This is a genomic window from Arthrobacter sp. SPG23 (assembly GCF_000876655.1).
Lineage (GTDB): Bacteria > Actinomycetota > Actinomycetes > Actinomycetales > Micrococcaceae > Arthrobacter.
Genome location: NZ_JYCN01000028.1, coordinates 130,239 through 143,021 on the forward strand (window position 1 = coordinate 130,239; position 12,783 = coordinate 143,021).

Annotated in this window: 10 protein-coding genes and 1 pseudogene; 2 read left to right on the forward strand and 9 right to left on the reverse strand. The window is 66.9% G+C overall.

Annotated elements, in window-relative coordinates; translation table 11 throughout:
- Positions 1 to 120: 120 nt before the first annotated feature.
- From TV39_RS19795 to TV39_RS19825, 7 genes and pseudogenes are all read right to left on the reverse strand, one after another.
- Positions 121 to 2,699: pseudogene (locus tag TV39_RS19795) on the reverse strand (ATP-dependent Clp protease ATP-binding subunit).
- 129 nt (positions 2,700 to 2,828) lie between these two features.
- Entirely contained in the window at positions 2,829 to 4,442 is a 1,614-nt protein-coding gene (menE, locus tag TV39_RS19800) for an o-succinylbenzoate--CoA ligase (protein WP_043485019.1), read from the reverse strand.
- A 42-nt stretch (positions 4,443 to 4,484) separates the two neighbouring features.
- Positions 4,485 to 5,864 (reverse strand): MFS transporter, encoded by a 1,380-nt coding sequence (locus TV39_RS19805; protein ID WP_043485022.1) that lies wholly within the window; start codon positions 5,862 to 5,864, stop codon positions 4,485 to 4,487.
- A gap of 49 nt (positions 5,865 to 5,913) precedes the next feature.
- Positions 5,914 to 6,369, reverse strand: coding sequence for a MaoC family dehydratase (locus TV39_RS19810; RefSeq protein WP_043485025.1), 456 nt, complete (start codon positions 6,367 to 6,369; stop codon positions 5,914 to 5,916).
- Positions 6,370 to 6,498: 129 nt separating this feature from the next.
- A complete protein-coding gene (locus TV39_RS19815) occupies positions 6,499 to 7,731 on the reverse strand; it encodes an acyl-CoA dehydrogenase family protein (protein WP_043485028.1) in 1,233 nt (410 codons plus the stop codon).
- A gap of 1 nt (position 7,732) precedes the next feature.
- On the reverse strand, positions 7,733 to 8,626 hold the full coding sequence (locus tag TV39_RS19820; protein ID WP_043485031.1) for an amidohydrolase family protein: 894 nt from the start codon (positions 8,624 to 8,626) through the stop codon (positions 7,733 to 7,735).
- A 2-nt stretch (positions 8,627 to 8,628) separates the two neighbouring features.
- Complete coding sequence (locus TV39_RS19825; protein WP_043485033.1) at positions 8,629 to 9,582, reverse strand: SDR family NAD(P)-dependent oxidoreductase; 954 nt, start codon at positions 9,580 to 9,582, stop codon at positions 8,629 to 8,631.
- 125 nt (positions 9,583 to 9,707) lie between these two features.
- On the opposite strand from TV39_RS19825, the gene TV39_RS19830 reads away from it, so the two are divergent.
- Positions 9,708 to 10,193, forward strand: coding sequence for a MarR family winged helix-turn-helix transcriptional regulator (locus TV39_RS19830; RefSeq protein WP_043485035.1), 486 nt, complete (start codon positions 9,708 to 9,710; stop codon positions 10,191 to 10,193).
- A 78-nt stretch (positions 10,194 to 10,271) separates the two neighbouring features.
- On the opposite strand, the gene TV39_RS19835 is transcribed toward TV39_RS19830, so the two are convergent.
- Positions 10,272 to 10,526 carry a hypothetical protein gene (locus TV39_RS19835; RefSeq protein ID WP_043485038.1) on the reverse strand — a complete coding sequence of 85 codons (255 nt, stop codon included), beginning with the start codon at positions 10,524 to 10,526 and terminating at the stop codon, positions 10,272 to 10,274.
- Between the two features lie 65 nt (positions 10,527 to 10,591).
- Positions 10,592 to 11,905 (reverse strand): MFS transporter, encoded by a 1,314-nt coding sequence (locus tag TV39_RS19840; protein WP_043485042.1) that lies wholly within the window; start codon positions 11,903 to 11,905, stop codon positions 10,592 to 10,594.
- Positions 11,906 to 12,029: 124 nt separating this feature from the next.
- Here TV39_RS19840 and TV39_RS19845 point away from each other — a divergent pair, with 124 nt between their 5' ends.
- Positions 12,030 to 12,725, forward strand: coding sequence for an ArsR/SmtB family transcription factor (locus tag TV39_RS19845; RefSeq protein ID WP_043485044.1), 696 nt, complete (start codon positions 12,030 to 12,032; stop codon positions 12,723 to 12,725).
- Positions 12,726 to 12,783: the final 58 nt, after the last annotated feature.

Sequence of the window (12,783 nt, forward strand, 5' to 3'; positions counted from 1 at the left end):
CGTTCGCAACTGTCCGTTAGCTGACGCCGGCCGTCATCGACTGAGGCAGCACGCGGCCCGGCCTGCAACGCGTCATGCGTCGCCGGCCGGGCCGCAACTGTCCCTTCGCGCTGCTCCCCTTTACGCAGCCAGCGGCACCTCCGGGCTGCCGGCAGCCACCACCAGCTCCGGCCCGTCGGCGGAAACGATGACCTGTCCCCCGGCTGCCAGGCCTGAGCCCACCAGCAGATCGGCGATCCGGTCATCGAGTTCGCGCTGGATCACACGGCGCATCGGCCGCGCACCGTACTCGGGTTCGTAGCCCCGCTCGGCGATCCAGTCCACCGCGTCCTCGCCCACCACCAGTCCGATGCCCTGCGAGCGCAGGCGGGCTTCGGTGTCGTTCAGCATCAGGCGGACGATCTGGCGCAATTGGACCTGGTCGAGCTTGCGGAACAGGACGATCTCGTCGATGCGGTTGAGGAACTCCGGCCGCATCGATTCACGCAGCCGCGCCAGGACGCGGTCTCGCAGAGCCTTCTCCGAGCCGAACGCGCTTCCTTCCCCGGCCGCAGTGAACCCGGTGGGTCCCGCCTTGCTGGCCAGGAACTCCGAGCCGAGGTTCGAGGTCATGATGACCACCGTGTTGCGGAAGTCCACAGTGCGCCCGTGGCCGTCCGTCAGCCGCCCGTCGTCGAGAACCTGCAGGAGGAGGTTGAACACATCCGGGTGGGCCTTCTCGACCTCGTCGAGCAACACGATCGAGTACGGATTCCGCCGCACCCGCTCGGTCAGCTGCCCGGCCTCGTCGTAACCCACATACCCCGGAGGGGCACCCACCAGTCGGCTCACCGTATGCCGCTCGCCGAACTCACTCATATCGAAGCGGATCATGGAGTCCTCGCTGCCGAAGAGCGATCCCGCCAGGGCCTTGGCGAGTTCGGTCTTGCCCACGCCGGTGGGGCCCAGGAACAGGAAGCTCCCGATCGGCCTGCCTGCGGCGCCCATGCCCGTGCGGTTGCGGCGAACTGACTTCGCAATCAGGCTCACGGCATCCTCCTGGCCGATAACCTGCTGGTGCAGGTCTTCTTCCAGCCGGGCCAGGCGTTCCCGGTCACCCTCGGTGATCCGGCTCGCCGGGATGCCCGTTGCGCGGGAGATAATCTCGGCGATCTCCGCTTCACCCACGACGGCGGACTCGGCGCCGGGGGCTTCCTGGCCGTTCGCGCCGCCGTCGAGCTTTTCCTTCAGCTCCTTCGCCTCGTCCCGCAGCCGGGAGGCTTCCTCGAAGTCCTCCGCCGCTATCGCCGCGTTCTTCGAGTCCTCGAGCGCCGCCAGCCGCTCGCGCAGGGAGGCAGCATCCTGCCGGGAGCCGAGTTTCAGGCTCAGCCTGGCGCCCGCCTGGTCAATAAGGTCGATCGCCTTGTCGGGAAGGAACCGGTCCGTCACATACCGGGCGGACAGTTCGACGGCGGCCCGAACCGCCTCGTCGGTGTAGCGGACACCGTGGTGTTCTTCATACCGTTCGCGCAGCCCGGAAAGGATCTGCACGGCATCCTCGATGGCGGGCTCACCCACTTGCACGGGCTGGAAGCGGCGCTCGAAGGCGGGGTCCTTTTCCACCTTGCGGTATTCGTTCAGCGTCGTGGCACCCACGACGTGGAGTTCGCCGCGGGCCAGCCTCGGCTTCAGGATGTTGCCCGCATCCATGCCGCCTTCGCCCGCGCCGCCTGCACCGATGACGGTGTGGAGCTCGTCGATGAACAGGATGAACCGGCCCGGGTTTGCGGTGACTTCGTCCATCGCCTTGGTCAGGCGCTCTTCGAAGTCGCCGCGGTAGCGGGTCCCTGCAAGCATGGCCGGGAGATCCAGCGAAATGACCCGCTTGTTGCGGAGCTGCTCCGGCACGGTGTCGGCGGCAATGGCCTGCGCCAGGCCTTCCACAATGGCCGTCTTGCCCACGCCGCTTCGCCGATCAGCACGGGGTTGTTCTTGGTGCGCCGGGCAAGGACCTCGATGGTCTGTGCCGTCTCGTCGGAGCGCCCGATGACCGGGTCCAGGCGGCCTTCACGCGCCAGGGCCGTCAGGTCCGTCCCGTAGGTGTCCAGCGTCGGAGTCTCCGAAGCGGCGCCCGGACCGTGCGCGGATGCCGCAGCGTCCGGGGTGCCGGCTCCGGACGGCTCGGTGCCGGCAGCCTCGCGCGCGCCGGCCTGGAAGGACTCGGGCGTGACGCCGGCTGCCGCGAGCACCTGCCCGGCGGGGGCATCCTGGTTCAGCACCAGGGCGAAGAACAGGTGCTCCGGGTCGATGTACGTGGATCCGAATGCCCGGGCAACCTGGTAGGCGTCCAGCAGTGCCCGCTGGGCGGACGGCGTCAGCGCCGGAGCGCTAGCCCCCGGCCGGCCGGACTTCTCCGGCAGGCGTTCTTCCGCGGCCTTGGCCACGGCCGCGGGGTCAGACCCGGCGCGGCGCACGTAACCGATAGCCGGTTCCGCCCCGGCCATCGTCCGCAGGATATGCAGGGCATCCACGTCACCGTGTCCCAGGTCCACGGCGAACTGGCCGGCGAGCGAGAGCACCTCGTGGGTGCGGCGGCTCAGCAGCCGGGTGATGTCCGTGGGGCGCCCGGACCGGGCCGCGCGCTGGCCCTGCAGGTAGCGCGCAAGGAACTCGTCAAACGAACCGCTGCCGGTACCGGCAGGTCCAAAAAACGTTGGCATGTACCCTCCGTAGGTAAAGTTGAGTGCAATTGACTCAAGTCTCTAGCTATGAAGATTATTCCCGGTCCGGGGACGGGGCCGCAACTGTCCGTCCGCGCCCGCCCCCGGGGCCGCAACTGTCCGTTCGCGCTACTGCAGCTGGCCGTTTGCGGGGGTCAGCTTCCGCAGGTCCGCCTTCCGGATCTTGCCGCTCGCCGTCCGGGGCATCTCGTCCACGAACACCACCGACTTCGGTATCTTGTACCGGGCCAGCCGGCCGTCCAGGTGGGCCCGCAGCTGCTCTTCGCTCAGCTGCGCCCCTTCCCGCAGGAGCACCACGGCACGCGGCACTTCGCCCCACTTCTCGTCCGGCACGCCGATCACGGCCACGCTGCCCACGGCGTCCAGCTCGGTGATGGCCTGCTCCACTTCGGCCGGATAGATGTTCTCGCCGCCGGAGATGATCATGTCCTTGAGCCGGTCCGAAATGAACACAAAGCCGTCGCCGTCCTTGTAGCCCATGTCGCCGGACTTGAACCAGCCGTCCGCGGTGTAGGAATCGGCCGTCGAGTCGGGCCGGTTCCAGTATTCGTGGATGACGTTGGGGCCCTTGATCTGGATCTCCCCGACCGTGCCAGGCTCCGCCGGGCCGGCGCCGGGATCAGCCAGGTCAGCGATCCGGACGTCCGTGAAGAAGTGCGGCAGGCCTGCCGATCCGGCCTTGTCCCGGGACCGCGCCGCCGGGAGGACCGTTGCTGCAGGGGCGGTTTCGGTCATGCCGTAGCCGGTGCCGATCTGGAGGCCTCGGGACTCGTAAGCGGCGAGTACCCGCAGGGGAATCGCGGAGCCGCCGCAGGTGAGCTTGTTCAGCGAGCTGAGGTCCGTGGTTGCCCACGCGGGGTGTTCGCAGATGAGCTGATACGTGGTGGGGACCCCGCTCATGGTCGTCACGCGGTGTTGCTCGATGAGGGCCAGGACGCGGCTGGGGTCGAACCTGGATTCGAGGATGACCGTTCCGCCTTTGAGGAGCGTCGGCAGGACCCCCATATCAAGGGAGGCCACGTGGAACATCGGGGAGATCATCAGCGCGACGTCCGTGGAGGAGAAATCGAAATCCACGATGACGTTGATGGCGTTCCACGTGACGTTCCCGTGGGTAAGCAGGGCGCCCTTTGGGCGGCCCGTGGTGCCGGAGGTGTAAAGGATCATGGCTCCGTCGTCCAGTGCCACCGGTTCATCGATGGGGCGGTCCGCGCCGGACGCCACCACAGCCTCAAAGTTCTCCACTGCCGCCGCCGGCTTATCCGCTGCAGGGGCAGCACCGTCGTCGTGATTTCCGGTTTTGTGGTGATTTCCTGTCACAGGGACGTCGTCGACGGCGATCCGGCCACCCACCGCAGTCCCTGCCGCGCCACGGACCGCCAGGTCCGAGAGGCTCGCCGCGTGCACCAGCAGCACGGCGCCGCAGTCCTCCAGCTGGAACTGGATTTCCGGGGGTGCCAGCCTCGTATTGAGCGGGACGAAGATGGCGCCCAGGGTGCCGCAGGCGAAGAGCGTCTCCAGGAAGGCCGGATGGTTCTCCCCCAGGTAGGCCACCCGGTCCCCGCGGGCTACGCCGCGGTCACGGAAGGCGTTGGCAAGCCGGGCCGAGCGTTCCGCCAGTTGCTCGTAGCTGACCTCGCGGTCTCCGGCGATGATTGCTGCCTTGTTGCCCGACTTCGGGCGGCGCCGTTGCAGCCACGAGCCGATGCCAAAATTGTCCATGGCAAGTCCTTTCTAATTAGACGGTAGTCCCTGGCGGCCGGATCAGAGCCGGACTGTCTGGAGATCGTTGTTCTTGGGTTCCCGGGTGAGCAGGATGAAGACGATCGACACCACGGACATGATGGCCAGGTACCAGACCACCGACCCGGTGTTTTGGCCGGAATCCTTGAAGATCTGCGCCACGATGCCGGGCGTGAAGCCCGCGCCGAGCAGGGTTGCCAGCTGGTAGCCCAGCGAGGCGCCCGTGTACCGCGAGGTGGTGCCGAACTGTTCGGAAACGAACGCCGCGAGCGGGCCGAACAGCGTGGAGTGGATCATCAGGCCCACGGCGAACGCCACGAAGATCAGCATGATGTTGTTGGAGGACAGCAGCTGGAACATCGGCACGAGGTAGGCGATGAAGAGCACGAGTCCGCCCACCATCACCGGCCGCCGGCCCAGCTTGTCTGAGAGCCTTCCGCCCAACACCACAAAGACGATGGAGACCAGGGAGGCTGCGGCGTAGGCGTAGAGCACGCCCTGTCGGTCGGCACCCTTGGAGACGGCGAAGGTCACCGCGAACGTTGCCAGCACCACCTGTAATGCGAAGCCCGCGGCCCCGGCCAGCATGGTGAAGATCAGCGTCTTGGGCCGGCGGAGCACCTGGAGGAGGGGTATTTCACGGCGGACCGGGGCGGTGCCGCCCGTTCCGTTTGTGCCTTCCGCCCGCGCACCTTCGGCCTGTTCGCGCTTTTCCTGCTCGAGGGCGGCCTTGAAGATGGGGCTCTCGGAGACCTTGAGGCGGACGAACATGCCCACGCCCAGCAGCACGAAGGAGAGCAGGAAGGGAACCCGCCAGCCCCAGGCGAGGAACTGGTCGTTCGGCAGTGATGAGAACGCGCCCATGATGAACGTGCCCAGCACAGCGCCGGTCGGGGCACCGGCGTTTACGAACGACGCCGCGAAGCCGCGTTTGCCGGACTCCGAGTGTTCCAGCGCCATCAGGGCGGCACCGCCCCATTCACCGCCGACGGCAATGCCCTGGAAGACGCGCAGGACCACCAGCATGACGGCGCCCCACGGCCCCGCCACGGAGGCGTCCGGGACCAGGCCGATCAGGGTGGAGGCCACGCCCATGACCAGCATGGACACGATGAGCATCCCCTTGCGGCCCAGCTTGTCGCCGAAGTGGCCGAAGATGATCCCGCCGAGCGGGCGTGCCACGTAGCCGGCGGCGAAGGTGCCGTAGGCGGCCACCACGCCTACCCAGTCGTCCATCCCGGAGAAGAACACCTTGGGGAAGACGACGGCGGCAGCCGTGGCGTAGAGGAGGAAGTCGTAGTACTCGATGGTGCTGCCCAGATAACTGGAGGCGATGACCGTGCGCGCTTCCTTGCGGCGTTCGGCCGTGCCCATGGCTTGAAGCTGAGTGAGTCCAGACATGGCTGTTCCTTTAGGACAGAGGGACAAAAGGGGGTGTGTTACGTGATGCTTACTTGTAGAAGCGGGCCAGGAATTCGGCCACGACGGCGGGGCGCTCCTGGCCCTCGATCTCGATGGTGTTGGACACCTTGATCTGGGCGCCGCCCTTGACCTCGGTGACTTCGGCGATGGTGGCCCGCATGCGGATCCGCGAGCCCACCTTCACCGGCGAGGTGAAGCGGACCTTGTTCAGGCCGTAGTTCACCTTGGTGGTGACGCCGTCGACGTCGAACAGCTCGCCCCAGAACGGGATGATCAGGGAGAGCGTGAGGAAGCCGTGGGCGATCGGGGCGCCGAACGGGCCGTCTTTGGCGCGCTCCGGATCCACGTGGATCCACTGGTCGTCGCCCGTGGCGTCGGCGAACTTGTTGATCTGTTCCTGCGTGATTTCGCGGTATTCGGTCACGCCGAGGTCGGTTCCGGCGAGGGTGAGCAGTTTGTCGAAGTCGACGACGAGATTGGGCATGTGAGCCTCCTGGTGTTGTTTTTGGAGTTGCGGAAGTACGACGCCGGTGCAGTGCTGCCGCCGTCGGGTTTCGGTTGCTGTTTGGTTCAGTTGTCGCTGTTCAGTAAGCGCAGTCCGGTTGGTGCCGCGTTAGCGGGTGAAGGCGCTTTCGCCGGTCAGGGCCCGGCCCACGATGAGCGCGTTGATTTCGTGGGTGCCTTCGTAGGAGTAGACTGCTTCGGCGTCGGCATGGAAGCGGGCCACGTCCGTTTCCAGGGTGATGCCGTTGCCGCCCACCACTTCGCGGGCAAGCGCCACGGTTTCGCGCATCAGCAGGGACGTCTGCATCTTGGCCAGGGCGGAGTCCTGGTCGCGGTAGATGCCCTTGGACTGCTGTTCGGTCAGCCGGACCACCAGGGACAGGGAGGACGTGAGGTTTCCTAGCATGCGGGCCAGTTTTTCCTGGACCAGCTGGAAGGATCCCAGCTGGCGGCCGAACTGCCGGCGTTCCGTCACATAGCGCAGGGCGGCTTCGAACGCACCGGCCTGGATGCCGGTGGCGATCCAGGCGACGTCCGAACGCATGGCCCGGAGCATCGCTGCCACATCCTTGAAGGAGTTCACGTTGTGCAGCCGCATGGATTCCGGCACGCGGACACCGTCCAGGGTGATGTGGGCGTTCTGCATCATCCGCAGCGCGGTCTTGCGGTGGATCTTCTCCAGCGTCACGCCGTCCGCCTCGCGGTCCACCAGGAAGGCTTTCACCTGGCCGTCTTCCTGGTCCCGGGCGAAGACCGCCAGCACGTCAGCGCTGACTGCTCCGCCGATCCAGCGCTTGGCGCCGTTCAGGACCCATGATTCCCCGTCCCTGCGGGCGGTGGTGGACAGTCCGCCGGCGATGTCCGAACCGGAGTCCGGTTCGGTGAGGGAGAAGACGCCCTTGAGGGAGAAGTCGATGACCTTCGGCATCCATTCGGCCTGCTGCTCCGGTGAGGCCCCCACCCGGATGGCCGTGCGGAAGAGCCCGGCCTGGGACGTGTACCAGGTGGCCAGCGAGGCGTCAGTGCGGGCCAGTTCGAAGATCCGGAAGCCCTGGTAGATGCCGCGGGCCTGGTGGCGGTCGGTACCAGGACCACCGGTCAGTTCCGCCGGTTCCATCAGGTCCAGGTCGATCAGCGGCTGCGCCAGTTGGGTAGGGAACTCGCCACGCTCCCAGTAATCGGCCAGCAGGGGCTGCGCCTCCCGGTCCAGGAAGCTCCGCAGCCTGCCCAGCACGCGGCGCTCGTCCGCCGTGAGGAGGGACTCGGCGTCGTAATAGTCGCAGACGCCGTAGAGCCGGGTCTTTTCGGCAGAAGGGGTCTGCTCAGCGGTGGTGACGCTCATCTCAGCCGTCCAGTCCGAGCAGGCGCACTGCGTTGTGCTTGAGGATTTTGGGCCGGACCTCGTCCTTGAGCGGCAGGTCCGCGAACGCGGCCAGCCATTTCTGCGGCGTGATGAGCGGGAAGTCGGTGCCGAACAGGACCTTGTCCTGGAGTACTGAATTGGACATGCGCACCAGCGACTCCGGGAAGTACTTGGGCGACCAGCCGGAGAGGTCGATGAACACGTTGGCCTTGTGCGTGGCGATGGAGTTTGCCTCGTCCTGCCATGGCACGGACGGGTGGGCCATGATGATCTGCAGTTCCGGGAAGTCTGCGGCCACGGCGTCCAGCAGGAGCGGGTTGGAGTAGGCCAGCTTGATGCCGTACCCGCCGGGAAGGCCGGCGCCCATGCCGTTCTGGCCGGTGTGGAAGATGGCGGGCAGGCCCAGTTCCTGAAGTGTTTCCCACAACGGGTAGAACTGTTCGTTCGAGGGGTCGAAGCCCTGCAGGCTGGGATGGAACTTGAAGCCGCGGGCGCCCAGGTCCACGGCCTGGCGCTTGGCACCCTGGATGGCCTCGGCCCCGGTGCGCGGATCCACGCTGCCGAACGGGATCAGCACGTCATTGTTCCGGGCGGCGCCAGCGATCAGGTCCTCGATGCTGTTTGGTTCGTGCTTGAGCTGGGTCCGCGCGTCCACGGTGAATACGACGGCGGCCATGTTCAGTTCCCGGTAGACCTCGGCGATGCGGTCCAGCGACGGTGTGCGGTCCTCGGACTTGAAGTACTTTGCCGAGGCCTCGGTGAGTGCCGGCGGGAGCGACTCGTGGCCGTGGCCGTCCACTTCGAGGTGGACGTGCATGTCGATCGCATCCAGCGTGGCGGCGTCGATGCCAAGCTCGTAGCGGATGGCGGCCATGGCTAGCCCACCTTCACGGGCGCTGCGGCAGGCTGCGCCTCCGGCTTCAGGTTGTCGGGCAGCGGCAGGAATTCCTCGCCCACGCTCTGCAGCTTGCCGCCGAAGAGCGGGCCGAAGTTCTCCACGAGGTCCTCGTAACGCCAGCCGCCCTCGCGGTATTCGGTGGCCGCGGCCTCGGGGTGGGTCCAGAGCTGAAGACGGTCGCCGCCCGCACCAATCGCCTGGCCGGTAATGCCGGCCGCCGCATCGGAGGCGAGGAACGCGACCAGCCCGGAGACGTCGTCGGCCGTTCCGAAACCGAGCTCGTGGCGGAAGAAGGCCGGCATGGCCTCCCCGCGTTCGTCCGCCTCCACCGCTTTCTGGAAGTACGGGACAGTCTTGGTCATGGCCGTGGCCGCCACCGGGATGACGGCGTTGGCGGTCACCCCGGCCTTCTTCATTTCCAGCGCCCAGGTGCGGACCATGCCCACGATGCCGGCCTTGGCAGCGGCGTAGTTGGTCTGGCCGAAGTTGCCGCGCTGCCCGGTGGGCGAGCCGATGGTGATGATGCGGCCGGCGATTCCGTTCTCCTTGAAGTACGCGAACGCTTCGCGGACGCAGGTGAAGGTGCCGCGGAGGTGGACGTTGATGACGGCGTCGAAGTCCTCGTCGGTCATCTTCAGCAGGCTCTTGTCCCGAAGGATGCCGGCGTTGGTGACCAGGATGTCGAAGCGGCCGAACTCCGTAACGGCCGCCTGCACCAGCTGCTTGGCAACTTCCGTGCTGCCGACGGGAGCGACGACGGCGGCGGCCTTCCCGCCGTCGGCCTCGATGGTCCGGACCACGTCTGCAGCCACTTCGGCGTCGACGTCATTGATGACGACGGCGGCGCCCTGCCGGGCCAGTTCCCTGGCGTAGGCGAGGCCGAGGCCCCGGCCGCTTCCGGTGACGATTGCTACTTTGCCTGACAGGCTCATGGCTGCTCCTTTGCTAGCTGACCTTGTGCATCCCGGCCATCAACGTGGGATGCTGTTCTGTATCCATGAAATTACGTATAGTTGAAAATGTCAACGATTTGTTTTGAAGATTATTGGAGTGGGACATGACGATCGAGGCACAGGACGGTCAGCGGACCGAGCAGACCCACAAGCTGGTCGCCGCGTCCATCAGCCAGGACCTCGGATTTCTGCTGGCCAAGCTGCACGCCGCAGGGTCCGTTGTGAACAACAGGGCACTGGCCGAATTCGACCTCAAGGAGCGCTCGTACTCCGTCCTGATACTGGCAAACAGCGGACTGGAGCCGACGCAGCGCGAAATGGCCGACTTCCTCAGCCTGGACCCCAGCCAGATTGTGGCCCTGGTGGATGAGCTGGAGAAGCGCGGCCTGGTGGCGAGGGCGCCCGGAAAGCAGGACCGCCGGGCAAAGACCGTGACAGCAACGGCCAAGGGAGGAAAATTGCTCGAGCAGGCCAGCGAAGCTGCACGAAAGGCTGAAGCGGAAGTCCTCGACGGCCTGCCCGCGGCGGAGTCGGCCCAGCTGAAGGCACTGCTCCGCAAAGCGCTGTGGGGTGTCGGAGCATCCGAATAGGCCGGTCCAGTGCGCCGGGCGTCCGCGCGGGGCTAGTGGGCCGGGCGGGCCTAGTGGGCCGGGGCGTCCGGGCGGCGCCTAGTGGGCCGGGGCGTCCGGGCGGCGCCGCCCTTTATGCCCGGCCTCTTTCCGGCGCGCCAGTTCGGCCATGACCACCGGCCGCACGAGGCCGGAGTGGTTGGGGCCCGGAGTGTTGCCGCTGGATGTCAAGAGGCCGGCCAGGGCCTCGAGTTCGTCGGTGGGAACGGACGACAATGAGGAGAAGGACTTGAAGACGCGCCGTTCGGCAATGCCGGCAAAGCGGCCTCTGACGCCGTGGATTTTCGGGCCCATGGGCAATCCTCACGGAAGAATCCGCGGGCTGCCTGCATAACCCGAAGCCAGAATATCGCAGCCGGTCAATCGCGGAAAGGTTCACCCGCGGTCCGGCGGGCGGGCTTGTGGTCTGCGCCGCGCATGCGAACGGCCACCACCACACCGGACACTCCGGTCAGGACGGCCACGACGACGGCTGCCGCAGGGATGCCGTATGCGTCGGCAATGATTCCGGACAGCAGGGCGCCCACGGCAAAGCCGCCGTCGCGCCACAGCCGGTAGATCCCCACCGACCTGGCCCGCCACTCAGGGTGCGCAACGTCGCCAATGGCGGCAAGCAGCGTCGGGTAGACCATGGCCGTGCCCGCCCCCAGCAACACCGCCGCGGCCAGCCAGGTTTCAAAGCCGGCACCAAAGGCGACCATGCCGAGCGCAATCGCCTGCACCAGCATGCCTCCTACGATCAGGGGCTTGCGCCCGATCCGGTCGGACAGCGCCCCCGTCACCAACTGTCCGGCGCCCCACACCGCCGGATACACCGCCGCAAGGATGCCGATGCGTTCAATCGTCAGCCCGGCGGCCGCAAACAGGACGGGGAAAAGACCCCAGGCCAGACCGTCGTTCAGGTTGTTCACCATGCCCGCCTGGCTGACGGAGGACAGGGACTTGTCACGGAAGCTCGTCAGGGTGAAGACCTCGCGGTTGCTCAGCTGCGCGTGGGCCCCCTCATGGACCGAGACATGGTTGGCGGCCTCGGCCCTGGCATGGTGGTGCGTTTCGCGCACAGTGAGGACTGAGAGCCCCAGGCCGACGGCGATAAAGGCGGCACCCAGCAGGAAGGGGCCGGGACGAAGCCCGTAGGTGGAGGCAATGTAGCCGGTGGCCAGGGCGGTCCCGGCGACGCCGAGGTATCCGGCCGCCTCGTTGAGGCCCATCGCCAGGCCACGGCGGGACGGCCCCACCAGGTCCATCTTCATCATGACAGTGGTGGACCAGGTCAGTCCCTGGCTGATGCCGAGGACGATGTTGGCTGCGACGATCCACCCCCAAGTCGGCCCGAAGATCAGCATCAGCGGGACGGGCAGCGCGACCAGCCAGCCTGCCACCAGGACCGGCTTGCGCCCGTAGCGGTCCGACAGCGTTCCGGCGAAGTAGTTCGTGGCTGCCTTGGCCACGCCGAACGCCAGGATGTACGTCAAGGCGCTGGTGTAGAGGTCCAGGTGGAAGACTTCGCCGGCGAGGAGCGGCAGGACGGTCCTCTCCTGGCCCAGCGTCCCGCCGACCAGTGCGTTGACTGCCACCAGGATCATGAACTGGGCGAGATTCTGCCGCAGCCCCAGCGTTATGGCATCCCTCGTGCCGGACCGGGGTTTCGGGGCGGTGATTCCTGGGGTCATGGGTCTGCATTCCTTGCTTGGGCGGGCGCTGCTTTCCACGGGGAGCTGCGCGCGGCTAGTCTGGCATTCCACGAAAACGTGGAATGCTATGATTCCATTATTACATGGAATATTGGAGGTAGGCATGGGTGACCGCGCGAAGAAGGCCGCACTGTTCGAGCAGTTCGCCAAGGTAGGGAAGGCAATGGGCCACGGTAAGCGCCTGGAGCTGATCGACCTCCTGGCCCAGGGCGAACGGAGCGTCGAGTCCCTCGCTGCGGCGGCGGGTCTCGGCCTGAGCACCGCCTCGGCCCACCTGCAGGCCCTGAAGCAGGCGGGCCTGGTGGCCACCAGAAGGGACGGCGCCCGGATCTTCTACGCCCTGGCTGGGCCGGATGTTGCCGCCTTGTACAGCCTGGTGCGCAGCGTCGCCCGCTCGCGCGTGGCCGACGTCGAACAAAAGCGCGCGGACTACCTTGGCCTCACGGGAAACGATGCCCACAGCACCGCGGGGCAGCCTGCGGAAATGACCAGGGAGGACCTTCTGGCTCAGGTCGGGGCCGGAACCGTCACCGTGCTCGACGTCCGCCCCGCGGAGGAGTATCGCGCGGCCCACATCCCCGGCGCGTTGTCGATACCGCTGGAAGAGCTCAGCAGCCGGCTCGGCGAATTGCCGCCCGACAGGGAGATTGTTGCCTACTGCCGCGGAGCCTACTGCGTGCTCGCCTACGAAGCGGTGGACTTTCTGCACTCCACGGGCCGCAGCGCCCTAAGGCTGAACGACGGCATGCTCGAATGGCGCCTGAGCGGACTGCCCGTGGACACGGGGCTGGCTGCCTAAACAGGCGGCCCGGAACAGGCACGCGTCAGAACGCATCCTGCGACCCACGCGAAGACCG